This is a genomic window from Halegenticoccus soli (assembly GCF_002844195.1).
In the GTDB taxonomy this organism is placed as follows: Archaea; Halobacteriota; Halobacteria; order Halobacteriales; family Haloferacaceae; genus Halegenticoccus; species Halegenticoccus soli.
Genome location: NZ_PEND01000001.1, coordinates 308,863 through 333,841, shown reverse-complemented (window position 1 = coordinate 333,841; position 24,979 = coordinate 308,863). Strand labels below are relative to the sequence as shown.

20 protein-coding genes and 1 tRNA gene are annotated in these 24,979 nt (G+C 69.3%); 13 read left to right on the top strand and 8 right to left on the bottom strand.

Annotation, left to right across the window (positions count from 1 at the left end; genetic code table 11):
- Nucleotides 1-85: 85 nt before the first annotated feature.
- The gene (locus CNO20_RS01645) at nt 86-2,419 is read left to right on the top strand and encodes a cation:proton antiporter domain-containing protein (protein ID WP_101294288.1); all 2,334 of its coding nucleotides are present in this window, start codon (nt 86-88) and stop codon (nt 2,417-2,419) included.
- Between the two features lie 207 nt (nt 2,420-2,626).
- On the opposite strand, the gene CNO20_RS01640 is transcribed toward CNO20_RS01645, so the two are convergent.
- A tRNA-Pro gene (locus CNO20_RS01640) sits at nt 2,627-2,699 on the bottom strand.
- Between the two features lie 432 nt (nt 2,700-3,131).
- On the opposite strand from CNO20_RS01640, the gene CNO20_RS01635 reads away from it, so the two are divergent.
- Nucleotides 3,132-4,376: a cation:proton antiporter gene (locus CNO20_RS01635; RefSeq protein ID WP_101294287.1), complete on the top strand. Its 1,245-nt coding sequence runs from the start codon at nt 3,132-3,134 to the stop codon at nt 4,374-4,376.
- A 129-nt stretch (nt 4,377-4,505) separates the two neighbouring features.
- Here the strand turns inward: CNO20_RS01635 and trmY are convergent, their stop codons facing one another.
- The gene (gene trmY / locus CNO20_RS01630; RefSeq protein ID WP_101294286.1) at nt 4,506-5,102 is read right to left on the bottom strand and encodes a tRNA (pseudouridine(54)-N(1))-methyltransferase TrmY; all 597 of its coding nucleotides are present in this window, start codon (nt 5,100-5,102) and stop codon (nt 4,506-4,508) included.
- A gap of 104 nt (nt 5,103-5,206) precedes the next feature.
- Here trmY and CNO20_RS01625 point away from each other — a divergent pair, with 104 nt between their 5' ends.
- From CNO20_RS01625 to CNO20_RS01595, 7 genes are all read left to right on the top strand, one after another.
- A complete protein-coding gene (locus tag CNO20_RS01625; RefSeq protein ID WP_101294285.1) occupies nt 5,207-6,772 on the top strand; it encodes a COG1361 family protein in 1,566 nt (521 codons plus the stop codon).
- The gene (locus tag CNO20_RS01620) at nt 6,769-7,935 is read left to right on the top strand and encodes an ABC transporter permease (protein ID WP_101294284.1); all 1,167 of its coding nucleotides are present in this window, start codon (nt 6,769-6,771) and stop codon (nt 7,933-7,935) included. Before CNO20_RS01625 ends, CNO20_RS01620 begins: the two co-directional genes overlap by 4 nt.
- A gap of 241 nt (nt 7,936-8,176) precedes the next feature.
- Nucleotides 8,177-9,790, top strand: coding sequence for an ABC transporter substrate-binding protein (locus CNO20_RS01615; RefSeq protein WP_233203861.1), 1,614 nt, complete (start codon nt 8,177-8,179; stop codon nt 9,788-9,790).
- A 90-nt stretch (nt 9,791-9,880) separates the two neighbouring features.
- Nucleotides 9,881-10,879: an ABC transporter permease gene (locus CNO20_RS01610; RefSeq protein WP_101294282.1), complete on the top strand. Its 999-nt coding sequence runs from the start codon at nt 9,881-9,883 to the stop codon at nt 10,877-10,879.
- Nucleotides 10,880-10,881: 2 nt separating this feature from the next.
- On the top strand, nt 10,882-11,913 hold the full coding sequence (locus CNO20_RS01605) for an ABC transporter permease (protein ID WP_101294281.1): 1,032 nt from the start codon (nt 10,882-10,884) through the stop codon (nt 11,911-11,913).
- Nucleotides 11,913-13,028: an ABC transporter ATP-binding protein gene (locus CNO20_RS01600; protein ID WP_101294280.1), complete on the top strand. Its 1,116-nt coding sequence runs from the start codon at nt 11,913-11,915 to the stop codon at nt 13,026-13,028. The genes CNO20_RS01605 and CNO20_RS01600 overlap by 1 nt, the downstream gene beginning before the upstream one ends.
- Nucleotides 13,021-14,298, top strand: coding sequence for an ABC transporter ATP-binding protein (locus CNO20_RS01595; protein ID WP_101294279.1), 1,278 nt, complete (start codon nt 13,021-13,023; stop codon nt 14,296-14,298). The genes CNO20_RS01600 and CNO20_RS01595 overlap by 8 nt, the downstream gene beginning before the upstream one ends.
- 83 nt (nt 14,299-14,381) lie before the next feature.
- Here the strand turns inward: CNO20_RS01595 and CNO20_RS01590 are convergent, their stop codons facing one another.
- Entirely contained in the window at nt 14,382-14,858 is a 477-nt protein-coding gene (locus tag CNO20_RS01590; protein WP_101294278.1) for a DUF7974 family protein, read from the bottom strand.
- Nucleotides 14,859-15,087: 229 nt separating this feature from the next.
- Between CNO20_RS01590 and CNO20_RS01585 the strand changes: the two genes are divergently transcribed.
- From CNO20_RS01585 to CNO20_RS01575, 3 genes are all read left to right on the top strand, one after another.
- Nucleotides 15,088-16,995 carry an ABC transporter ATP-binding protein gene (locus CNO20_RS01585; protein ID WP_233203859.1) on the top strand — a complete coding sequence of 636 codons (1,908 nt, stop codon included), beginning with the start codon at nt 15,088-15,090 and terminating at the stop codon, nt 16,993-16,995.
- A 113-nt stretch (nt 16,996-17,108) separates the two neighbouring features.
- Nucleotides 17,109-18,425 carry a DUF8130 domain-containing protein gene (locus tag CNO20_RS01580; protein WP_101294277.1) on the top strand — a complete coding sequence of 439 codons (1,317 nt, stop codon included), beginning with the start codon at nt 17,109-17,111 and terminating at the stop codon, nt 18,423-18,425.
- Between the two features lie 84 nt (nt 18,426-18,509).
- Nucleotides 18,510-18,830, top strand: a complete 321-nt coding sequence (locus CNO20_RS01575) for a hypothetical protein (protein WP_101294276.1) — start codon at nt 18,510-18,512, stop codon at nt 18,828-18,830.
- Between the two features lie 38 nt (nt 18,831-18,868).
- Here the strand turns inward: CNO20_RS01575 and CNO20_RS01570 are convergent, their stop codons facing one another.
- The 3 genes from CNO20_RS01570 to CNO20_RS01560 all read right to left on the bottom strand — a co-directional run bounded on the left by CNO20_RS01570 (nt 18,869) and on the right by CNO20_RS01560 (nt 22,876).
- On the bottom strand, nt 18,869-20,536 hold the full coding sequence (locus CNO20_RS01570) for a gamma-glutamyltransferase family protein (RefSeq protein ID WP_101294275.1): 1,668 nt from the start codon (nt 20,534-20,536) through the stop codon (nt 18,869-18,871).
- A 181-nt stretch (nt 20,537-20,717) separates the two neighbouring features.
- Entirely contained in the window at nt 20,718-22,061 is a 1,344-nt protein-coding gene (locus CNO20_RS01565) for a RimK family alpha-L-glutamate ligase (protein ID WP_101294274.1), read from the bottom strand.
- Between the two features lie 128 nt (nt 22,062-22,189).
- A complete protein-coding gene (locus tag CNO20_RS01560; protein ID WP_101294273.1) occupies nt 22,190-22,876 on the bottom strand; it encodes a helix-turn-helix domain-containing protein in 687 nt (228 codons plus the stop codon).
- A 214-nt stretch (nt 22,877-23,090) separates the two neighbouring features.
- Here CNO20_RS01560 and CNO20_RS01555 point away from each other — a divergent pair, with 214 nt between their 5' ends.
- The gene (locus CNO20_RS01555) at nt 23,091-23,756 is read left to right on the top strand and encodes a helix-turn-helix domain-containing protein (RefSeq protein ID WP_101294272.1); all 666 of its coding nucleotides are present in this window, start codon (nt 23,091-23,093) and stop codon (nt 23,754-23,756) included.
- Between the two features lie 39 nt (nt 23,757-23,795).
- Here CNO20_RS01555 and CNO20_RS01550 read toward each other — a convergent pair whose 3' ends face one another.
- Both CNO20_RS01550 and CNO20_RS01545 read right to left on the bottom strand, forming a co-directional pair.
- On the bottom strand, nt 23,796-24,230 hold the full coding sequence (locus CNO20_RS01550) for a CopG family ribbon-helix-helix protein (RefSeq protein WP_101294271.1): 435 nt from the start codon (nt 24,228-24,230) through the stop codon (nt 23,796-23,798).
- Between the two features lie 119 nt (nt 24,231-24,349).
- Nucleotides 24,350-24,778, bottom strand: coding sequence for a CopG family ribbon-helix-helix protein (locus CNO20_RS01545; RefSeq protein ID WP_101294270.1), 429 nt, complete (start codon nt 24,776-24,778; stop codon nt 24,350-24,352).
- Nucleotides 24,779-24,979 lie beyond the last annotated feature (201 nt).

Sequence of the window (24,979 nt, the reverse complement as noted above, 5' to 3'; positions counted from 1 at the left end):
GAGAAACCGCCCCGCAACCGCCGGATCCACCGTCGATCCACGATCTGCCGCCGGTCGGCGGCGAAGCGGCGGGGGCGGCTGACCCATGCAGGTCATAGAGCCGCTCGGCCACCACGAGCTGTTCGTCGTCATCCTCCAGTTCTTCGTCCTGCTGGTCGTCGCGCGGACGCTCGGCGAGGCGTTCGGTCGCATCGGCCAGCCCGCCGTCGTCGGCGAGCTCCTCGCGGGCGTCCTCCTCGGACCCTCCGTCCTGGGCGTCGCCGCGCCTGGCCTCTACGGGTCGCTGTTCGCCGTCCCGGAGGCGCAGTTCCACCTGCTCGAAATCGTCTCCTGGATCGGGCTCATCATGCTGCTCGTCGTCACGGGGCTCGAAACCGACATCGACCTCATCGTGAGCAAGGGGAAGACCGCGGTGACGCTGTCGCTCGGCGGCATCCTCGTCCCGTTCGCCACCGGGTTCGCCCTCGGGTGGTATCTCCCGGTCGAGTTCATCGCCGCGCCGGACCAGCGGCTCGTGTTCAGCCTCTTCATCGCGACGGCGATGAGCATCTCGGCCATCCCGGTCATCGCGAAGGTGCTCATCGAACTCGACGTGATCCGCCGCGACGTCGGCCAGCTCGTCCTCGCGGCGGGCATGGTCGACGACACGATCGGGTGGATCCTGCTCGCGACGGTCGCCGGACTCGCCCGCAGCGGCACGGTCGACCTCGACGCCGCCGCGACGACCGCGCTCTCGGTGATCGTCTTCATCGGGCTCGCGTTCACCGTCGGCCGGCGGTTCGTCGAGTGGCTGTTCCGCCGGGTCGACAACGCGGCCGCCGGCGAGACGGCGATGATCACGACCCTGATGGGGCTCGCGCTCGCCGCGGGGGCGGTCACGCAGTACCTCGGGTTGGAGGCGATCCTCGGCGCGTTCGTCGTCGGCGTGCTCGTCGGCCAGGTAAAGCGCTTCGGCTACGACCTGCGGCACATCTTCGAGGTCATCACCCTCGGCGTGTTCGCCCCGATCTTCTTCGCCATCGCCGGCCTCCGGATGAACGTCGAGGCGCTCTTCGACCCGACGGTGTTCGCCGTGGGGGTCGTCGTCCTCGCGGTCGCCTGCTTCGGGAAGTTCGCGGGCGTCATGGGCGCCTCGCGGCTCGCCCGGCTCTCGACCTGGGAGGGCGTCGCCATCGGCGGGGGGATGAACGCCCGCGGCGCGATGGAGATCATCGTCGCCACCATCGGCCTCGGGCTGGGCATCCTCACGACCGAGATGTACAGCATCATCGTGACGATCGCCATCGTGACGTCGCTCATGGCCCCGGCGATCATGCGCTGGGCCCTCCCGAAGATCGAGATGAAACCGGAGGAGCGCGCCCGCCTCGACCGCGAGGCCCGCCAGCGGCGGAGCTTCGTCGGCGGCCTGAACAAGGTACTTCTCCCGACCCGGTGCAGCGTCGACTCGCAGTTCGCCGCCCAGCTCCTCGGACACGTGAGCCGCGGCGAGGACATCGAGGTCACGACGATGTACGTCGAGCGCGGCGGCCGCGGCGCGACGTCCGTTCGGAGCCCGCTCGCCCGACTCCGGTCGCTCGCCGGCCGCGTCCGCCGCACGCCCGGCGCGGCGTCCGAGTCGCGGTCGCGGAGCGACGGGGGGACCGCGGCCGGCGAAGAAGCCGACGCTCCGACCGACGCCGCGGCGGAGCTCCGGGACGACGCCCGGCGGTGTCTCGACCTCATGCGGGTTCAGTTGAACCTCCCCGACGCCCGGACGCGGATGATCTCGCGGCCGGAGGGCGATACGACGACCGGAACGGTGCTGACGGAGGCGGCGAGGGGGTACGACCTCCTGGTGCTCGGCGCGGGGGCGCTGGCCCCCCGCTCGGACGCGCCGCTCTTCGGCGCGACGATCGACGACGTGATCCGCGACTCGCCGTGCCCGGTCATGATCGCCAGTGCGGCCCCGGACGCCGAGGCGACGGACGTGCAGGAACTCCGCAACCAGGAGCCGATCCGCCGCATCCTCGTGCCCACAGTCGGCGCGGAGTACAACCGCCACGCCGCCGAGGTCGCGTTCGCCATCGCGCAGGAGCGCGGCGCGGTCGTCGAAGTCGTCCACGTCGTCACCCCGCCGCGGACCGGGGACGTGTTCGCCGACCGCCCCGACATGGACTCGGCGCTGCGGCTCGGCGAGGAGATCGTCGACGGCGAGGCCGACCTGGGCAGAGAACGCGGTGTCGAGGTGCGGACGAACGTCTTCGTCGGCGAGGCGGACGCCGAGGAGGAGCTCGTCGCGTACGCCGCCGAGGGCGACTACGACCTCGTCGTCCTGGGGAGCAACATCCGACCCCTCACCGGCCGGGCGTTCCTCGGCCACCGCGTGGAGTACATCGTCCGCAACGCGCCCTGCCCGGTGGCGGTGATCAGTTCGCGGTGACGTGGGCTTTGGCGGGCGGCAGCGTGTTTTCGGTCGGTGCCGCTCGTCGTTGCGAAGTGGGGTGAAATGGGCCGGCGCAGATTTGAACCACGCCCACTTCGCTCGCTGCCGCTCGCTCGTGGTCTCATTCAAATCTGCTTGGCGTTCATTCGCCACGCGATACGGACCGCTCGCTCCGCTCGCGGTTGCGATATCACGGGCCAGGAATGGGCCGGCGCAGATTTGAACTGCGGTTACGGCCACCCGAAGGCCGAAGGATACCAAGCTACCCCACCGGCCCGCACATCGAACAACGGCAGGTTGTCCTTTAACCCTTCCGAAACCACCCGGCGCGAACACCCGGCCACTCGGAACGCCGTCGCAGGGGGAGGGCGATCAGTAACGAAAAGTCGCGGGTCTGTTTTTAGTATGTTTCTCGAATCGAGAACTATACTGATAAAGTGGGACAGAATTACCGAACGACCGGATGATTTATTACGTTTTGAGCAATAGTCGAAACCGAAGAGAGGGCTGCCTCCCAGCCGAACGCGCGTAGCCGACGCCGTTGGGACGCTCCCTCGCGGAATCGGCGCGTCCCCTTCGGTGGTCCAGCCCGCCGTCACAGCGATTCTCGGCCGAAACGTACACGACATGCACGAAAACGCACACAGCGAAGTCGAACTGATCGACGCGACGAACGAACGGCGACCGACGCTCGCACGGGGGGTGTGAGATGGTCGGAGCCGAAGGGATCGACGTACTCGGACTCCTGTCCGTGCTCACGCTCGCCTGGGTGTTCGGCGCGCTCTCGGAGCGGGTCGGCTACCCGGCGATGATGGGCGAACTGTTCGCCGGGGTGCTGTTCGGCCCGCCGCTGCTCGGGCTGATCCAGCCGACGGAGGTGCTCGCGGTGCTGGCCGAGCTCGGCGTCTTCCTCCTGATGGTGTACGTCGGCATGGAGGTCGACCTGCACGACCTGTTCGAACTCGGCCCCCAGGCGCTCGTGATCGCGGTCGGCGCGTTCGTCATCCCGTTCGGCCTCGGCTACGCGAGCGGGATCCTGATCGGCGTTCCGCTGGAGGGCGCGCTGTTCCTCGGCATCGCCATGGCCGCGACCTCGCTGGCGACGAAGTCGCGGATCCTCTCCGATCTGGACCTGCTCGAAACCCGGATCGCGGGGGTGCTCCTCGGGGGCGCGCTCATCTCCGACGTCGGGGTGCTGGTCGTCTTCTCCGGGGTCATCGGCTTCATCAACGCCGGCTCCGTCAACCTGCTCGACATGGGCGTCATCCTCGCCAAGGCGCTGGCGTTCTTCGCGGTGACGATCGTCGTCGGCGACCGCTTCCTCCCGCCGGCCTGGGCGAAGCTCGAATCGCTCCGCGAGCGCTACGGCTTCGTCGACAAGACGACGGCGTTCACCTTCGCGCTCCTGGTGGCGCTCGCGTTCGCCGAGCTCGCGAGCCTCGCCGGCCTGCACATGATCATCGGCGGGTTCATGGCCGGGGCGTTCCTCCGGATGGCCGACCTCCAGCCCTCGCTGTACGAACACATGCACGGGGTCATCTACGACCTCGCGATCGGGTTTTTCGCCCCGATCTTCTTCGTGACGGTCGCGTTCGACCTCACGTTCTCGGTCTTCACGGAGAACTTCGCGCTGCTCGCGCTGCTCGTCGCCATCGCCTTCGTCGGCAAGATCGTCGGCTCGTGGCTGTTCGCGCTGCCGACCGATCTCACCTCCCGCGAGGGGCTCGTCGTCGGCTTCGGGATGAACGGCCGCGGCACCGTCGAGATCATCATCGCCTCGATCGGGCTCTCCGCGGGCGTCATCGACCGGCAGCTGTTCTCGATCCTCGTCTTCATCGCCATCTTCACGACCGCGCTCGTCCCCGTGACGATGACCTGGGGCGTCAGACTGCTCGAATCCGCGGACGAGCTGGTCCGGCTCGACGACGGGCCGTCGCCGTCGTCCGACGACTGACGGCGATCGGCGAACCCCGCCCGGCGACTGGCGACGATCGGGAGGGCGGAAGCGGCCGTTCGGCCGGGTCCGACGGGGTCAGACGAGACTCGCCGGGATTTGTTGGGGTTCGTCGGACGTTTCGCCCGCTCAGTAGGAGGTGTAGCCGTCGGTGTCGAGGTAGTTGTGCGCGACGGTGATCGCGTGGTCCGCGTGGAGGACCTCCGGACCGAGGCGAACGCGCTCGTCGGCCGCGTCCGCCAGCGCCGACGCCTCCTCGTCCGCGAAGTCGCGGTGGTCGGAGAGGACGAACAGGGGGTCTTCGGGCGGTTCGACCTCGACGACCGGATCGCCGCCCTCGTGGAGCTGGACGACCGTCGCGCCCGCGGCCGCGTCGGCGAGCGTCTCCTCGAACCCCATCCGTCTGAGTGAGACGCCCGGACTGCTCTCGACGGGCATGTGGCCGATCGCCCCCTCGCGCTCGCCGAGCGCCTTCCGGATCAGCGCGGCGGTGCTCCGCTCGTCGGGATTCAGCCGCCGGAGCTCGCTCCCTTCGAACGTGACGGTGAGCTCGTCGCGGAGGACGAGGTGGACGCGAACGTCCTCGCGGATGGCGTGCGAGAGGAAGAACGCGGAGTTGACGCAGCGACACAGCACGTCGAGGCGGCCCGCGGCGCCCGCGAGGTCGTCGAGCGAGAAGTCGGGCGTCGTCGGCGCGTCGTGGCCGAGGACGAGGAACTGGCGCATGGTGGACGTGCGGTCGGGGCGTACATGGGTCTGTCCACTCCGGGGCGAAGCGGTGCGGAACGATCGCCGGCACTGCTATGCTCGCTCCCCCCGTGTAGCTTCCAATGAACCGGGTTGCGACGCTCCGGCTCCTTTTCGCCCTGGCCCTCGCGCTCTCGGCGGCGGGGCCCGCGGGGGCCGTCCCCGACGCCCGGCTGACCGTCTCGAACGTCGCCGTCGCGCCGGGGACGCCGCTCGTCGGCGAGACGGTGACCGTCACCGCGACGGTGCGAAACTCCGTCGGGAGCCCCTCGCCGGTCGAGATCGAGCGGATCGAACTCCGCGAGGGCGACGCGGTCCTCGACCGCGCGGAGCGCGTCGGCTCGCTCTCGCCCGGCGACGACCTTTCGGTCCCGCTCACGGCGGCGTTCGACGGGGCGGGGGTCCGGACGCTCGAACTCCGCGTCGTCGGCGTCGACGCCGACGGCGACGAGGTGAGCGTCGCCCGTCCCGTCCCGATCGCCGTCGAGGACGCCGCGCCGCGGCTGGAGCTGGCCGTCCCGTCGCCCGCCGTCGACGCCGAAACGCCGGTCCGGGTGACCGTCTCGAACCCGAGCGAGACGCCCGTCCGGAACCTCGTCGTCCGGTTCGACGATCCCCTGGGCGAGCCGGGGATCGATCGCCGGGCGATTCCGGTGCTCGGACCCGGGGCGACCGCGACGGTGAACCTCACGGCCGTCCCGGACGCCGAGGGCGAACAGCCGGTGAGAGTCGCCCTCGATTACGCGACGGAGGCGGGCACCGAATCCACGACGGCGGCCGAGCGGACGGTCTCCGTCGCCCCGTTCGTCGACGACGTGGGCGTCGAGGTGCGGCCGGAGGCTCCCAGAGCGACGGAAGGGCCGACCGACGCGGCGGGGAGCCTCGGCGGCCTGTTGAGCGGCGCGGGATCGGCCGCCGGGGTCACGGACGGGGGGCAGGCCGAGGGTGACGCGCCGACCACCCGGTACGAGGTCGTCGTGACGAACTTCGGCACCGTCCCGGTCGAGAACGTCGTCGTCACCCCACGGGCCGGCGACACCGCCCTCCCGCGGGAGCGGATCGACGGCCCGCTCGCGCCGGGCGAACGGGCGACCGCGACGGTCGACCTCGCGGACGTGCGCGAACCGACCGAAGTGCGGTTCGCTCTCGCGTACGACGCGGGAGTGCGGGCGGGGAGCGCCGAGGCGGGGTTCGAGTACCGGCCGCCCGTCGGCGAGATCCGGATCACGGACGCGAACGTGACGGCCCGCGACGACGGCACCGTCGCGGTCACCGCCAACGCGGCGAACGTCGGGCGGGGCGAGGTGACGGGTCTCGTCGCCGAGGTCGTGCCGACGGAGGCCGTCCGGCCGACGTACCCGCAGCGGGACTACTTCGTCGGCACTGTCGACGGCAGCGACTTCGCGCCGTTCGAGCTGACCGCGCGGGTCGACGACGGCGCGGAGACGATCCCGGTTCGGCTGACCTACCAGGTCGACGGCGTCGACCGCCAGCGCGTGGTCGATCTCCCCTACGAACCCCCCCGCGAGCGATCCGGCGGCGGATTCAGCCTCGGATCGGCGGGAGCGGGCGCGGCCGCGAGCGCCGGCCTGACGCTGGGCGCGCTCGCGCTGGCCGCCGTCCTCCTGGCGCGCCGGGAGCGGCGATGAGCGCGGGTGGGCGGCCGTCCGGGGCGCCGCGGCCGGACGTCCGGTTTCCGGCGGTCCTGATGGCGCGGCGGAACCTCTCGCGGAACCGCCTCCGGACGGCGCTGGCGGCCCTCGGCATCGTCATCGGCGTGTTCGCCATCGCGTCGCTGGGGATCCTGGGGAGCGTCCTCGAACTGACGGCGACGCAGTCGCTCGGCGGCCTGGGCGATCAGGTCGTCGTCACGCCGAACGGCGACGCGGGCGAGGAGGCGATCGAACCCCGGGACGTCCAGCGGATAGAGCGCGTCGCCGCCGGGTCCGAGGTCGTTCCGCTCATCTCCGCCGGGGCGGTCGCCCAGCGCGGCGACGAGCGGACGTTCGTCACGCTGTACGGGCTGTCGGAACCGAGAGCCCTGTTCGAGGCGGCCGACGGCGAACTGCCCGCGCGGCACACCCGCGGGGCGATCGTCGGGTCGGCGGTCGCGGCCGACCTCGGAGTGGAGGCCGGTCGCACCGTGACGATCGAGGGGCGGCAGTACCGCGTAATCGCGGTGCTCGAAGCGGCGGACGACGTCGCGCCGGTCTCGCCGAACGACGCGATCGTCCTCCCCGAGGAGGCGTTCGTCGAGGAGGAGTACACCCAGGTCATCGTCCGGGCCGACTCCGGGACGGAGGCCGGCCGGATCGCCGCGGAGATCCGCGAGCGGTTGAACGCGCGGGAGCGCCGCGTCGACGTGTTCGAACTCTCGACGATCGTCGACCGGATCGGCGACTTCTTCGCCCTGCTCAACTCCTTCCTGCTCGCCGTCGGCTCGATCTCGCTCGTCGTCGCCGGGGTGAGCATCCTCAACGTCATGCTCATGAGCACGGCGGAGCGCAGGGGGGAGATCGGCGTCCTCCGGGCGGTCGGCGTGCAGAGGCGCGACGTGGTGCGGATCGTCCTCGTCGAGGCGGCGCTCCTCGGCGTCGTCGGCGGGGCGGTCGGGGCGGCGCTCGCCGCCATCGGGACCGCGGGGCTCTACTACTTCGTCGCCGAGGTGACCCTCGCAGCGGTGCTCGCGCCCCGGAACGGCGGCTACCTCCTGGTCGCGTTCGGATTCGGCGTCCTCGTCAGCCTCCTCGGCGGACTGTACCCGGCCTGGAAAGCCGCGAACGAGCGACCGGTCGACGCGCTGCGCGGGTGACCGGAACGGAACGTATCCCGAGCATCGTCCTTCATAATATAACATTGACATTGATCGGGCGGTTAAAATTAGGCATCTAGCAACCGAATCCACCCATTCGACAACGTTTTCACTCTATTTCGTCCTCGGGTGAATGCTCACCCAGGATCGCAGGATATTTATTTAACCAGAATACATTCACGGTATCGTTTCCCAGGAAGGGTGATATCGCATGTCTAATACGGATCAGGACGGAGCTAGGATGAACAGACGGCGCGTGCTTCAAGGACTCGGCGCGGCCGGCGCGCTGAGCATCGCGGGATGTACCGGAAACGGCGGCAACTCGGAAGGATCCGACGGATCCGGCGGATCCGGCGGGGCGAACCAGCTCAAGATGGCGCTGGTCAAGAGCCCGCTGGAGTTCGACCCGGTCGTGCTCAACGACGTCCCGTCGGACCAGGTCGCACAGAACATCTTCGAGGCGCTGTACTCGTACGACGAGTCGACGGGCATCGTCCCGAACATCGCCACGGGCGAGCCGGAGGTGTCCAGGGAAGGAAAGCGGTACGTCGTCGAGATGACCGACAAGGCGACCTTCCAGAACGGCGACCCGGTCACCGCCGAGGACGTGAAGTACTCCTTCGAAGCGCCCGTGAAAGAGGAGACCGAGAACGCGAGCGAGGTGAACATGGTCGACTCCATCACCGCCGTCGACGAGACGACGGTGCAGTTCGACCTGAAGTACCCCTACGGCGCGTTCGACACCGCGCTCGCGGGGAGGGACATCGTCCCCAAGTCGGTCCGCGAGAACGACAAGAAGGCGTTCAACACCAAGAAGCCGGTCGGCTCCGGTCCCTTCGAGTTCGTCGAGTGGCAGGAGGGGAACTTCGTCCGGATCAAGCGCTACGAGGATTACTGGGGCGATCCGAAGCCGAAGATCGACGGCATCGAGTTCGTGCCGGTCGAGGAGTCGACGACCCGCGTGACGACGCTCCGCAACGGCGAGAACGACGTCATCGAGGAGATCCCGCCGAAGCAGTACTCGACGGTCCGGAACATGGGCGACGCCAGCATCGACGAGGTGCCGGGCGTCGGCTACTTCTACCTCGCGTTCAACTGCAAGGAGGGTCCGACGACGGACCCGAAGGTCCGCGAGGCGGTGGACTACTGCGTCGACATGGACCAGGCGGTGAAGAACTACGTCGAGCCCACCGGCGTCCGCCAGTACAGCCCGCTTCCGAAGGCCGTCGCCGAGGACTGGGGGATGCCGCTCGACCAGTGGAAGCAGATTCCCCACAAGCGGGACACCGAGCAGGCCAAACAGCTGTTCGACGAGGCCGGCGTCGACTCGAACTACAACTGGAAGATCATCGTCCCGCCGGACGACAAGCGCGAACAGATCGGCGTCTCGGTGTCGAACGGTCTCAAGGAGGCCGGCTTCAACAACGTGTCCGTCCAGCGGCTCGACTGGGGCGCGTTCCTCGACAAGTACGTCTCCGGCAAGGAGTCGGACTACAACATGTACACGCTCGGCTGGTCCGGCTCGCCCGATCCCGACGCGTTCACCTACTACATGTTCGGCCGCGACGAGAACACGCTCGGCGTCACCAACGGGACCTACTACGGTGACAACAGCGAGAACGGAAAGCGGGTCCACGAGCTGTTCATGCAGGCGCGGCAGTCGACCGACAGGGAGGAGCGCAAACAGCTCTACGTCGAGGGCATCACGACCGCCCTCGAAGACCGCGCGCACCTGCCGGCGTACAACCTCAAAAACAGCTTCGGCGTGAAGAACTACGTCAAGGACTTCGCGTCGCACCCGGTGGACAGCTTCCACATCGCGAGCGACCACAACAACGTCTCGCTCGAAAAGTAGGCTCCGGCGACGGAGCCATTCCGGATTTATGTACATTACAACCGACAAGCAACAACCGCGGAGGCACACCGAAAGCGCGAGGGGTGCACCGTGAGCCGGCTCCGGTACGCGGCCGGTCGCCTGCTACAGTCGATCCCGGTCGTGCTCGGCGTCATCACGATCACGTTCCTCCTGACGGACGCGATCCCGGGGGACCCCGTGAGCATCATGCTCGGGCCCTCGCCGAGCGCGCAGCAGGCGGCGGCCATCCGCGCGAAGTTCGGGCTGGACCAGCCGCTGCACGTCAGATACGTCAACTACCTGATCGACGTGATCCGGCTCGATTTCGGCCAGAGCCTGTACTACGGGGTCCCGGTGACGCAGAAGATCCTCGAACGGCTGCCGGTCACGCTGCTGCTGCTCGTTTCGAGTTTCACCTTCGCGCTCGTGACGGCCGTCCCGCTCGGCGTCATCTCGGCGAAGCGGCGGAACAAACCCACGGACCACGTCTCCCGTATCGTCGCGCTGTTCGGGGTGAGCACGCCCTCCTTCTGGATCGGGCTGATGCTCATCATCCTGTTCGCGTACAAGATCCGGCTCTTCCCGGCGACGGACCTCGTCATGCCGTGGGCGCACCCGTCGGCCGTCGACGGCGCGAGCACGCAGTTAGAGGTCGTCCTGACGGCGCTGCACCACCTCGTGCTCCCGACGATCACGCTCGGGACGCTCCAGATGGCGGCCTTTACCCGCATCGAACGGTCGTCCATGCTGGAGGTGCTCGGACAGGAGTACGTCAAGCTCGCGCGGGCGTACGGCGTCTCGGAGGGGAAGATCCTGCGGAAGCACGCGTTCCGCAACGCGCAGCTGCCGCTCATCACCATCGTCGGGCTGCAGCTGACCCAGGCGCTCGGCGGGGCCGTCCTGACCGAGACCGTCTTCTCGATCAACGGGATGGGCCGGCTCATCATCACGGCGATCAACAACCAGGACTACCTGCTGGTGATGGGGACGACGTTGATGTTCGGCGTCGTGTTCGTCGTCGGCGTCATCGTCACGGACCTCTCGTACGCGTACGTCGACCCCCGGGTGTCCTACGACGACACTGACTGACCATGGCAACGGACACATCCACTTCGACGAAGTTCGACGTCCGGGACGCCGAGGCCGAAGAGAAGGTCGAAGCGCGCGTCGGGCTTCGGTACACGCTCTCGCAGGTGCGACGCGACCCGACGGCGCTCGCGGGCCTCTTCATCATCGGCCTCACGACGACTGTCGCGCTGATCGCGTTCGTCGACAGCACCGTCTTCGAACAGCTCTCGAAGATCGGGTTCTTCGCGAACCTGGGCGTCGAAAAGTACTGGCTCGCCAAGACCTTCTGGTACAGTCCGGTGCACGAACCGGCAGGCGCGGAGATCCTGCGTCCGCCGTTCGGACTGACGAACGAGTTGTACCCGAACCGGCCCGGAACGTTAGACCACCCGCTCGGGACGGACCACCGCGGCCGCGACGTCCTCTCGCGGCTGTTCTACGGGACGCAGATCGCCATCACCGTCGGGATCGTCTCGACCGGGATCGCGATGATCCTCGGGACGCTCGTTGGGGCCGTCGCCGGCTACTACGGCGGCTGGGTCGACGACGCGCTGATGCGGGCGGCGGAGACGCTCTTCGCGATTCCGTTCCTCGTGCTCGTCATCGCGTTCATGACGGCCTTCGGCCGGAACCTGATGTTCGCGATGATCGGCGTCGGGATCGCCACCATCCCGACCTTCGCGCGGCTCATCCGCTCGCGGGTGCTGAGCGTCCGCGAGGAGGACTTCATCGAGGCCGCGCGCGCCGCCGGGGTGCGCGACCGGAACATCATCCTCCGGCACGTCGTCCCGAACAGCTTCGCGCCCGTGCTGGTGCAGGCGACCCTCCAGGTGGGCATCAACATCCTCATCATCGCGGGGCTGTCGTTCCTCGGCTACGGCGCGCAGCCGCCGACCCCCTCCTGGGGGCAGATGCTCTCGAGCTCGCGGAACTACATGCTTCCGAACCCGTGGTTCAGCATCTGGCCCGGGGTGGCCATCCTCGTGACGGTGGTCGGCTTCAACCTGCTCGGCGACGGCCTGCGAGACGCACTCGACCCACGGATCAACAACTGATGAGCGAACCACTACTCACCGTCGAAAACCTGCAGACACAGTTCTTCACCGAGGAGGGTGTCGTCCGCGCCGTAGACGGCATCAGCTTCGAGGTGAACGAAGGGGAGATCGTCGGGCTCGTCGGCGAGTCCGGCGCGGGCAAGTCCGTCGCGACGAGTTCGATCATGCGGCTCGTCGAGAACCCCGGCGAGGTCGTCGGCGGCACCGTCAGGTACCGCGACGAGGTGCTCGTCGGATTCGAAGAGGGCCCCGACGGCGAACGCCGCCGATCGCCAGAGATGCTCTCGGAGGCGGAGATGCGGACCCGGATCCGCGGCCGGGAGATAGCGATCATCTTCCAGGACCCGATGGAGAGCCTCAACCCCGTGTTCAAGGTCGGCGACCAGCTCCGGGAGTTCATTGAGATCAACCGCGAGGTCTCGAAGGCGGAGGCCAGGGAGATCGCCGTCGACATGCTCCGGGAGGTGGGGATTCCGGAGCCCGAAGAGCGCTACGACGACTACCCCCACCAGTTCTCGGGCGGGATGCGCCAGCGCGTGCTGATCGCGATGGCGCTCGCGTGCGAACCCAACCTCATCATCGCGGACGAACCGACCACCGCGCTCGACGTGACCGTCGAGGGACAGATCCTCGACCTCGTGCGCGACCTCCAGGCGAAGTACGGCACGAGCTTCATCTGGGTGACCCACGACATGGGCGTCGTCGCCGAGATCTGCGACCGGGTCAACGTGATGTACCTCGGCGAGATCGTCGAACAGGCCGAGGTCGACGACCTGTTTTACGACACCAAACACCCCTACACCGAGGCGCTGCTCCGTTCGATCCCCCGGCCGGACCAGACGGTCGAGGAGCTGAACCCGATCGAGGGGGTGATGCCCGAGGCGATCAACCCGCCGCCGGGCTGCCGGTTCCACACTCGCTGTCCCGACGCGCGCGAGGTGTGTCGGCGGGCGCACCCGGCGTACCAGGACGTGACCGGCGACGAACCGCCGCACCGCGTCTCGTGCGTGAAGTACGAGGACGTCGGGTACGAGGACTCGGACCCGCTGGAGACGGCGGCGACCGGCGCATTCGGCGGCGGCCTGGTCGAAGCGCGGGGTGAGAGCGATGAGTAGGGCGGTCGCGCGGCACGACGAGGAACAGGTCGACTACGGCGAGACGATCCTGTCGGTCGAGGGGCTGACGAAGCACTTCAGCCAGGGGAGCGGCCTGCTCAGCAGCATCTTCCCGAAGCCGAAGGTGAAGGCCGTCGACGACGTCTCCTTCGACATCAAGAAGGGCGAGACGCTGGGGCTCGTCGGCGAGTCCGGCTGCGGCAAGTCGACGCTCGCGCGGACCGTGCTCCGCCTGCTCGAACCGACCGACGGGGCGGTGTACTTCAAGGGCGAGAACCTCGCCGAACTCTCCGGCGAGGCGGTCCGCAACCACCGCAAGGACATGCAGATGATCTTCCAGGACCCCCAGTCGAGCCTCGATCCCCGGATGAAGGTCGGCCCCATCGTCGAGGAGCCGATGAAGGCCCACGGCCTCTACGAGGGGGAACGCGAGGAGCGCGCCCGCGAGCTGCTGGAGAAGGTGGGGCTGGACCCGCACCACTACAACCGCTACCCCCACCAGTTCTCGGGCGGCCAGCGCCAGCGCGTCAACCTCGCCCGGGCGCTCGCGGTGAATCCGGACTTCATCGTCTGCGACGAGCCGACGAGCGCGCTCGACGCCTCGATCCAGGCGCAGGTGCTGAACACCATGCGCGACCTCCAGCGGGAGTTCGGCCTCACGTACCTGTTCATCAGCCACGACCTCTCCGTGATCCGCCACATCTCCGACCGGGTCGCCGTCATGTACCTCGGCCAGCTCGTCGAGCTCGCCGAGACCGACGAGCTGTTCGAGAACCCCCAGCACCCGTACACGGACGCGCTGCTCCAGTCGATCCCGGTTCCGGACCCGCGGGCCGAGGGCCGGCGCGGCGTGCTCGAAGGCGACGTCCCCTCGCCGATCGACCCGCCGTCGGGCTGTCGGTTCCGGACGCGCTGTCCGAAGCTCATCGTGCCGGCGGAGTACGACCTGACCGACGCCGAGTGGGCGAACGTCCGCCGGTTCGTGCGGGCCGTCGATCGCCGCACCTTCGAAGCGTCGACCGGGCGCGCGATCCGCGCGGAGTTCTTCGCCGACGCGGAACCGCGCGGCGACGCGGCGGCCGTCGTCGACGAGAGCATCGAGGCGATACTCGAGGACGACTGGGATCGCGCCGCGGCGCTCCTCACCGAGTCGTTCGCCGAGAACAGCGTCTGCGCCGAGGAGAAGCCGGCGTACCACGTCGAGCCGGAGTACGGCCGGGGCGAACACTTCGCCGCCTGTCACCTCCACCGGACGAAGCGCGCGGACTGACCTGGCTGATCAGGTCGGCCGGGCTGATCGAGCGTCGGGGCGCGAGGGTGACGACGGATCGGCTGACCGCCCCTTACCCTCCCTCACCCGATCCGGATCCGGACCGAGTCGCTCGGCCGCGGCGGGCGCGTGGCGACGAACGCCCGGATCTCGTAGGTTCCGGGAGCCGGCGTCTCCCAGGTCGTGCGGTCGCCGACGCGCTTGAACCGCCCGTTCCACGTCCAGGTGATGACCTTCCGCTCGCCCGCTCGGAAGGGGAACCGCCCCGCCGCGCCGCTCGCGTACCGCTTTTCGTCGCTCGCTTCGAGTTCGCCGTCGACGGTCCACCCCCAGAGCCGCCGCTGGGGGGTCGCGACCGCGATCGGCAGCGGGAGGCGGTTCTCGATGGCGACCGTGAGTTCCACCGCGTCGCCCGGGCGGTACGCCTCGCGGTCGGTTTCGAGGTCGATCCGCAGCGCCCGCCGCGCCAGCGGCTGCGGGACGAACTTGCCGACGGCCTCCGCGAGGTAGTTCCGGTTCTCGTCGAACCCGTACCGATCGGCGTCGGAGCCGCCGGTCACCGTCCGATCCCTCCGGAGCGCATGGGTACAATCAGCGGTTCGAGCGGCATTCCGCTGTCGGTTTCGGGGGCGCGGCAATCGGGCTCGGAGGCGCGACGGTCTGACTCGGGCACGCGGCGGTCGGACCGCTCGCGAGCCCCCAGGCGCGCGGTTCAAATACGGCGGTCACTAACGTGAGGTGAGGGCGCGAACCGCGGGACTGCGAGCGGATCACGTCCGCCGACTTCGAATGAATCCGGAGACGCCCAACCCGTTCGACGAGTACCGCGACGCCGGCTCCGACCCGCTGGTCAGAGTGTTCGCGGAGTACGGCCGCGACGACCTCGGGTGGTTCCTGCTCGGGCTCCTCGCGAGCGTCTGTGCGAGCCTGGTCGCCCTGCTGCCGCCGCTGGTGCTCGGGGTCGCAATCGACTCGGTGTTCGGGGGAAACGCCCCGTTCAGCCTGCCGCTGGTTCCGGACGCCTGGCTCCCGACGACGCGCCTCGGGCAGCTGTGGCTCTCCGCGCTCCTCATCGCCGCCGGGTTCGTCCTCGGCGTGGTCTTCACCTGGCTCCAGGGGATCGGCCTGTCGCTGTACTCGAACCGCATCCAGCACGCCGTCCGCACCGACGCCTACGCGGCCATGCAGCGGCTCGACATGGCGTTCTTCGACGACAAGCAGACGGGGCAGGTCCTGAGCGTCCTGAACAGCGACGTGCGGAACCTCCGAATGTTCCTCGACAGCTCGTTCAGCGGCGCGATCCAGCTCGTCGCGTCGGTCGTCGCCATCGCCGGCGTGCTCCTCTGGCTCAACTGGCAGCTCGCGCTCGTGACGCTCGTCGCGGTGCCGCTTCTCCTCGCCTTCACGGTGCGGTTCATGCGGACGATCCGGCCCATGTACGCGGCGCTTCGCGCGAGCGTCGGCGACCTCTACGCGCGGCTCGAAAACAACGTCGCCGGCATCGAGGTCATCAAGGCGTCGAACGCCGAGGCGTACGAGGAGGGGCGGGTCGCCGAGGCGTCGTGGGACTACTACCTCCGATCGTGGGCCGTGGCGAAGCTCGAATACCTCTATCAGCCGAGCATGGAACTGCTCTCCGGCGTCGCGTTCGCCGCGACGTTCCTGCTCGGGGGGTACTGGCTCGTCGCCGGTCCGCCGCCCTCCTTCGGCGGCCGGCTTCTCGTCGGCGAGTTCGTCACGTTCCTCTTCATGACCCAGCGGTTCGTCGGCCCGCTCGGCGGGGCGGGGCGCATCGTCAACAGCTACGAGAACGCCCGCGCCTCCGCCGCGCGCGTCTTCGGGCTCGCGGACATCCCCGTGACCGTCGCCGACGCCTCCGACGCGGTCGTCCTCGACGGCGTCGAGGGCCGCGTCGAGTACGACGCCGTCGACTTCGCCTACTCGAACGGCGTCCCCGTGCTGCGGGACGTGAGCTTCGCGGCCGAGCCGGGCGAGACGGTCGCCCTCGTCGGGCCGACCGGGGCCGGCAAGTCGACCGCCGCGAAGCTCCTGCTCAGGCTGTACGAGGTCTCCGATCCGGGGGGCGCGGTCCGGATCGACGGCGTCGACGTGCGGGACGTCGCCCTCGAATCGCTACGCGGCGCCGTCGGGTACGTGAGCCAGGACGTGTACCTGTTCGACGGGACCGTCCGCGAGAACCTCCTGTACGGCGCGTTCGACGCGACGGAGGCGGAGATGGTCGCCGCGGCGACGGCGGCGGAGGCGCACGACTTCGTCGAACGCCTCCCCGACGGGTACGACACCAGGATCGGCGAGCGGGGGGTGAAGCTCTCCGGCGGCCAGCGCCAGCGCATCAGCATCGCCCGGGCGATGCTGCAGGATCCGGAGATCCTCGTGCTCGACGAGGCGACCTCGGCGGTCGACACCGAGACCGAACTGCTCATCCAGCGGGCGCTCGCCCGCTTGACGGCGGACCGGACGACGTTCGTGATCGCCCACCGCCTCTCGACGATCAGGGGCGCGGACCAGATCCTCGTCCTCGACGAGGGGCGGATCGCCGAGCGGGGCACCCACGAGGAGCTCGTCGCGCGGGGCGGGCTGTACGCGACCCTGTGGAGCGTGCAGGCCGGCGAGATCGAGAGCGCCGACCCGGCGGTGGTAGAGCGGATCGCCGGTCGCGCACGCGACGGCGAGTGAGCCGGCGGTTCGGGGGCGAGCGAAACCGAGCCGGCGACGGTTCTGCGGTCGGAGACACAAGCGCTCGTTTGCGCCTACAGAAGGATTATGCCGCGGTCGGGGGACGACATCGCATGCACCGTCGCCGCTTCCTCGCCGCCGTCGGGACGGGCGCTGTCTCGGCCGGGTGTCTCGGGCGAGACGAGCGAAAGGACGACGTACCGCCGGACGATACCGCCTTCACCGCATCCCTCGACGGGGTGACGACCTACCGATACCTGCTCGATCTCAGCTACGGGGGCAGCCTCGACGTACGCGCGCCCCACGTCACCGATCTGCCTGCGGGGGCGAGAGCGGCCGTCGAGTCGGCGATCGAAGAGGGGAGGTACGAAATCGACGATCCGTCCGACGAACTCCGGTACGCGGTTCGGACGGGGTACGCGGCCGCGGACGACCGGATCTACGGACTCGATTCGACGTTTCCGGAACTCGTCCTGACGCTGGACCCGGTTCCGAGAGACGCCGCCGCTCCGGGTCGAACCGCGGACGTGAACGGGGACGTCGTTCGACGGACTCGGGCGGTGAACGAGGTTGTCGGAAGTCTCGTCCGCGGGAAGCTGGAGCACCGAACCACCGCTCTCGACCCGAAGCTACGGGCGTTCCTCTCCGAATACGACTTCGTCCGGCACTCCGACGGATGCGGAAAACTGACGCTCTCGGTCGACGATCCGGGACCGCCGTACGCGTTGCGGGCGACGCCCGCGGACGAGTCGCGGATTCGCGGCGGGACGGTCGCGGACCTCGCCGACCTGCCGCCCGCGGCGCGTCGGGCGATCCGCGGCGCGTTCGAGACGGACGGCCGGCGGTATCGGATGCACGACCTTCCGGCGGAACTCGAGGAATCGGTCGCAGCCTACGACTACGTCCGCATCGAGGGCGAGTACTACGAGCCGTACCTGTTCGCGGCCCGCCCGGAATCGCTCCCGGTACGGTTCGAGGCGGCTCTGGGCGACGCGGCGATCGCGCCGGACTCCCCCGCGACGCTCACGCGGTCAGTCACGAACACGGGACACGTCCCGGTTACGCTGTTCTGCGGCGCGCCGCCGCCGTTCGGAGTCCTCTCGGCGAAGAGGAGGGACGGCGAGGGCGGCGTCGTCCTGTGGAGCGATCGGTACGAGACGAGTGACTACGTTCACCCCCGGGACGACGGGACGGTAATCGTGAACTCGATCGGACTCGGCGTGCCGCTGCTCCCCGGAGAAACGATGCGTCGAACCTACCTGCTCCGAGCCGACGCGAGAAACCTCGCGCCCGGAACGTACGTCGTCGACGACTACTTCGGCGTTCGGCGGTGGGGCGAGGACGGGGGTGAACGCGAAACGGGTCGCATCAGGGACACCGGCGACTACCCGTACCGTCTCGCGCTCACCGTGGCGAGCACGGGCGGTTGATCGGGCCGGACGCGTCGACTCCGGCCGACGGCGATCCGGCGATCGCCGACACAGACCTATACCGCGCCGCGCGAAGCAGTACGCATGCCGATCGACGAAGACCGCTGGGACCGGGCCGCGGAGGTCGACGATCTGCTGACCACGGTGCGCGAGATCCTGGAGGCCGGCGCGCCGTCCGCCTACGCCGTCGAGGACCTCTTCCGGGACGCGGGACCGGCGGAGAGCGGGGACTCGACGCTCGTGAACGCGATCCGTGACGCCGTCGGCTGGCAGCTGTCGCGGCGGCGGTCCGAGATCCTGGTCGAGATGGCCCTCGAAACGCTCGTGTACCACGGGAACGCGGAGAAGCGGGCGATCGACGAGGGAGAGGACGGGGAAGTGAGACTGTACTACAGGGCCGCCTAACCCGCGCGGACGAACGGTTCCCCTCCGCCCGGATCGGGTCAGTACCCGACCGCGTTGCCGTCCTTCCGGGGCTCCGTCGCCGCCGACAGGACGCCGCCGTCGTTCCGCGCGATCTGCGCGCCGCCGAACATCGCCGGGGGGAGGACGCGCACGTCGTGGCCCTTGCGGGCGAGCGCGGCGGCGACGTCGTCCGGCACGTGGGGCTCTATCGCCAGCGCGCCGTCCTCGCGGTAGCGCCAGCGCGGGCGGTCGAGCGCCGCCTGCAGCGGGAGGTCGTAGTCGACGACGTTCGAGACGACCTGGACGTGCCCCTGCGGCTGCATGTACCCGCCCATCACGCCGAAGGCCGCCCAGTCGTCCTCGCCGAGGCGGGCGACCGCCGGGACGAGCGTGTGGAACGGCCGCTTGCCCGGTTCGAGGCGGTTCGGGTGCTCGGGGTCGAGCGAAAAGGACGCCCCGCGGTTCTGGAGCGCGATGCCGGTGTCGCCCGCGACGAGGCCGCTGCCGAAGCCCGCGAAGCGCGAGTTGATGTACGAGACGACGTTCCCCTCGTCGTCCGCGACCGTCAGGAGGACGGTGTCGGCGTCCTCCGCCCGCGCCTCCGGGACGCCGAAGGAGACGTCGCGGTTCGCCGTCTCGCCGACCTCGGCGGCCCGGCGTCTCGCCCACGACTTCGACCCGAGCGGCGGGACGTCCTCGTACTCGGGATCGGTGATGTAGCGGTGGCCGTCGTGGAACGCCAGCTTCGTCGCCTCCGCGAAGTAGTGGATCCGCTCCGGCGAGTCGAGCGGGTGCTCGCCCGCGCCGAGTTCCTCGGCGACGTTCAGCGCTTCGAGCGCGATGAGCCCCTGGTTGTTCGGCGGGAGCTCGTACACCTCGACGCCGCCGTACGTCGTCGAGACGGGATCGACGAACTCCGGTTCGAATCCCGCGAGGTCCGAGCGGGAGAGGAAGCCGCCCTTCGCCCGAACCTCCTCGACGATCCGCTCTCCGATCTCGCCCTCGTAGACGGCGTCCGCCCCCTCCTCGGCGACGGTTTCGAGCGTCGCGCCGAGCGCGGGGAGGCGGACGCGCTCGCCGACCGACGGGGCGCGACCGTCGAAGAGGTACGCCGCGCGGGCGTGGTCGTCCGCGAAGAGCTCCTCGGCGTGCTCCCACTGGCTGGCGACGACCTCGGACACGGGGAAGCCCTCCGTCGCGTAGCGGATCGCCGGGTCGAGAAGCTCGGACAGGGACTTCCGGCCGAACTCCTCGACCGTCAGCTCCCAGCCGCGGGCCGTGCCGGGGACGGTGACCGCGTGCGGGCCGAGAAACGGCATCCCGGCGGTCTCGGCCTCGTCGACCGCGTACCCCCGGGACTCCGGGTACCACGACGAGCGGGTGTCCGCGTCCGCCGCCTCGACGCTCGCCCGGACGTTCTCGATCGTCGCCTCCTCGGGCGCGCCGCCGCAGCTCCGCATCGCGCCCACCTCGCCCTCCGCGGTGCGGTAGAGGGCGAACACGTCGCCGCCGAGGCCGGTGCTCGTGGGTTCGACCACGTTCAGCGCGGCCGCGGTCGCGACCGCCGCGTCGAACGCGTTGCCGCCGCCTTGCAGGGCGGTTATCCCCGCCTGGGCGGCGAGCGGCTGGCTGGTCGCGACGACGCCGCGCTGACCGTAGACGGTCGAGCGCCGCGACCCGAAGGTGTCGATGTCGACTTTCGCCATGCACTGCCATGGCGAAACGCCCCTAAAAAATCACGCGACCGGGACGTTCTTGCTGGATCGGCGGCCGCGCCGGGCGCGGGTGATGGAGGCCGCCGGACCTACCCGGGCCGCGGCGATCGAGATCGTCGCACCTGCCCGCCACCTTGACGGCCTCGTACTGGCCCTCGGTGAGGACGCGGCGTCAGCCGCCGCGCCGGGTCGGCCGATCCGCCCCGTCGTCGACGCGACGACCGATGTCGAGGTAGTAGTTCTTCAGGACGTCGCGGCCGAGGAGCAGCGGGTAGTCCATGTGCGAACGGTCCTCGATGTTCGCCGCGACCGTGTGCTGTGCGCCGCCGATGCCGATCACCAGATCCACGACCGGACGGCTCCTGCCGCGCTTCGTGGTGCCCGACCTGACGGTGCTGACGGTGTGGATCGGTCCGGCGCCGATCTCCGCGGCGAGGCGGATGTCGATGCTGGTCCGGGAGGCGCCGGTGTCCGACTTGCCGACCACCGTCTTCGTTCCCGTCGCCCCGCTCACGACCACCCGCTCCGTGAACCCGATCACCGGCGGCTCGTCGGGCGTCGTCGGTCCCGGCGCGGGCGCGCACGACGGCCGGGAGTCGTCGAGGGTCGCCGAGAGCCGCCGCACCCGCTCGCCGTCGACGGCGACGCCGACGCGCTCGACGGCGAGTTTGGCGATGTGCGGGGCCGGGCTGCGGCCCGTCGCCCGGTAGAGCCCGCGGAACCCGGCGGTGGGATTGACTTCGAGGACGCACCACCCCTCCTCGCCCTCGATGAGGTCGACGCCCGCGTAGTCGAGCCCCAGGGCGGCGGTCGACGCCAGCGCGAGCTCTGCGACCTCCGTCGACAGCACCGCCGTGGCGTCCTCCACCTCGCCGCCCCGGGCGACGTTCGTCCGCCACTCGCCTTCGGGGGCGTAGCGGTACATCGCGCCGACGACCTCGTCGCCGACGACGTACACCCGGAGGTCGCGGGGGCGACCCTCGTACGTGCTACAGACGAACTCCTGGAGGAACGCCCGCCTCGCCCCGACCGAGGCGGTGAGCGGCTCCGTCGTTTCGAGCTTCCACGCCCCGCCCCCGTGGGTGCCGATGGCGGTCTTGTAGACGACCTCCTCCCCGAACTCGGCGCGGAGGTCGGTGAGCGCGTCGCCCGAGAGCGCGAACGCGACGTCGGGCGTCGGGATCCCCTCGCGGGCCAGTATCGCCGCCGTGGCCGTCTTGTGCGCCGCGCACGCGGCCGCCTCCGGGCGGTTGAGCGTCGGCCGGATCTCGGCGAGCGTCTGCGCGACGCCGAGGTGCTCCGCCGGCCGGTCGGCGTTCGACAGCAGCAGGCGGTTGACGACGACGTCCACGTCGGGCCGCAGCCGCGGCCGCCCGTCGACCACCCGGAAGACGGTGTTCTCCTCGCGGAGCCACTCCGGTCGGTGGCCGAGCGCCTCGACCGCGTTCAGAATCGCCTTCGTCTCCTTGCTGTCGTGAAGCGTCAGCACCCCCACCCGGACGGCGTCGCGGTTCATACCCCACCTACGATCTATTGCGTCGAAAACACGTCGTCCGTTCGGCGACGCGATGGCGCGCGTCGGTCGGTCGGCGAGAGCGCTCGCCGACCGGAGGCGAGAGCGACTTCGCGGCGGTGGGAGCGGCTCTACGGGCCGGAGAGCGGGTCGGAGTCGGAGAGCGACTGCTCGTCGAACCGGGGAAGGACGGCCTCCCGGACGAGCGCCCCGTGCGCGCGCCGCAGCCGCTCGGACAGCGCCTGCGAGGAGATGTCGAGGTCGCCGGCGAGGTCAGCGATCGTCGCCTCCCGGGGGATGTCGTAGTACCCCGCTGTCAGAGCCAGCCCGATCGCCTCGTACTGCGCCTCCGAGAGCCCGAGACCGGCTCGGTGGAGCTCGGAGAGCGGGTACACCCGGTCGACGCGCACGTCGAGCCCCTGTCGGCGGCTGAAGTCGAACAACCCGGACACGTTCTCCTGCTCGTCGAACAGCGCCCGGAACCGCCACCGGCCGCCCGACAGCGACGCCCGCTGGACGGTCGCCCCCTTCTCGCAGACGAGGTACCGAAGCAGTTCGCCGTGCTCGACGTCCTCGGCCCGGTACAGCCGCTCGCCGTCGAACGACGCGACCAGTTCGACGCCCCGGACGGTCGGATCGGACTCAAGCGACGCCGTCAGCGCGTCGAAGTCGGCGTCGAAAACCCAGAAGATGGGAGCGAGCACGGAGGGGTGCGCGGTGGCCCGCACGACCGCGAGTTCGATCCCGGGGTGATCGGCGACAGTTTCAGAGAGAATGAACGCTTCAGGAGACAGATTGAGTTCGACGACGGTCGTCACGACGAACAGTGTATCGGCAAACGAAGGTAATCGATCGTACTTGTTATAACAGGTTACTTATCCGTGGCGAGTCGAGCGAGGCGGACCGCCGGCGCTCGACTACCGACGACATCGGGCGATTTCCGGCGGGCGCGCCGCCGCGTTTCCGCCGGCCAGCGAGGGCATCGAGGCGGCGGGAATCCGTATAAGTCCCTGCGCGTCAAACCCCCCCTCGATGCCTACAGCCGCGGAGGTCACGTTGCCGGCGGACGAGTTCATGCTCGAACGGACGCTGGAGCAGATGCCGGACGCGGAGTTCGAGATCGAGCGCGTCGTGGCGACGGAGGCGACGCTCGTGCCGTTCGTCTGGGCGATGAAGTGCGACCCCGACCGCCTGAACCGGCTCCTGGACGACGATCCGACGGTCGAGAACGTCCGTCTGCTTGCCGAGTTCGACGAGGAGTGGCTCTACCGGATGGACTGGGTCGAAAACGAGACGCTCGTCGAGTACGTCACGAACGAACTGCAAGCCGTCGTTCAGCAGGCGTTCACGGACGACGACAGCTGGCGGCTCACGATCGTGTTCACGGATCGGGAGGACGCCGCGGCGGCCAACGCCTTCTGCCGGGAGCGGGGCATCGACGTCCGGGTCGACCGGATCTACGAGATCGACAAGGCCCGGCGCGCGCAGTTCGACCTCACGGAGAGCCAGTACGAGGCCGTCAAGGAGGCGTTCGAGCGCGGATACTACGAGATACCGAGCCGCGCGTCGACCGAGGAGCTCGCCGCCGAGTTCGGCATCTCCCAGCAGGCGCTGTCCGAGCGGTTACAGCGGGCGCACGGCAACCTCGTGAAGAACGTCGTCTCGATCGGAAGGGACGTCGCCGAGTTCGACGGCTGATCGCCCCGAGGGGGCGAGAGGCGACCGAATCCGGCGACGTCAGCGGTCGGGAAACAGCGGCTCGCCGATCGCGTCAGTCGGCGCGAGCGAGTACTCGACGGTCACGGTCTCTGCCGACGCGCGGAGCTTGGCGACGAACGCCGAGATCTCCGCGAGGTCGCCCTCGACGACGAACGACTCGACGCACCCGCCGTTGTCGCGGACGCAGTGGTGGGCGTTGGACGCGATGAGCGACCCGTGCTCGCGGCGGAGCTCCGTCATCCGCGCCTCGACGTCGGGGCTGTCGTACTCGAAAAGCGCCGTGACGGCGCCCGCCAGGTTTCGGTCGGCGAGCCGCCGGTCGCGGAACTCGCCCAGCAGCGCTCGCACCGCTTCGCGGACGACCTCGCTGCGGCCGGTGTAGCCGTGGTCCGCGACGAACTCGTCGACCCGTTCGAGCAGCCTATCGTCCATCGAGACGCTCACGACGGCCATGTATTAAAAATAGACCTTCGAATATTAATAATAGTCGCTTCTCGGCCGGCGAGATGCCGCGCCCGGTTGAATCGTCGAGCGTCGCCGCGGTCCCGAACGTGGTCGACGGGCGCGGGACCTCACTCGATCTCGGTGAAGGGGGAGAAGTCGTCGACGGGCATGACGGAGTAGTCGACGCTGAGCGTGTCCTTGGTCGCACGGATCTTCCCGACGAACGTCGAGATATCTTCGAGTTCCCCTTCGAGGACGAAAATCTCCATGCAGTAGTGGTTGCCCACGTGGCTGTGGAAGTTCGACGCGACGAGCCCCTCGTACTCGTGGCGGAGGTGCATCATCCGCTCTTCGACGCTCGTCGTCTCGTAGTCGAACACGACGGTCACGACGGCCATCAGCTCCCGGTCTTCGAGGCGTTTGTCCTCGAACTCCCCCAGGAGGTTTCGGGACGCTTCGCGGATGACCTCGCTGCGGCCGGTGTAGCCGTGTTCCTGGGCGAAGGCGTCGATGCGGGCGAGCAACTCCTCCGGCATGGAAACGCTGACCACTGTCATGTATTAATCGAGGGGCGTCAGAATGTTAAAGGCTGTTATTCCCCCGGCGGGCCGCTTCGCCAATCCCTTTTCACACCGTCCGTTCGGGTGACGGCGGCGTCGAGCGGTCGGAGGAGAGCGGTCGGCGCAGAACGGTCGGCAGGGACGGGCCGGCGACGACCCGGGACGGCGATCCGTCGGCTCGGCCGTCCGGGGACGGAC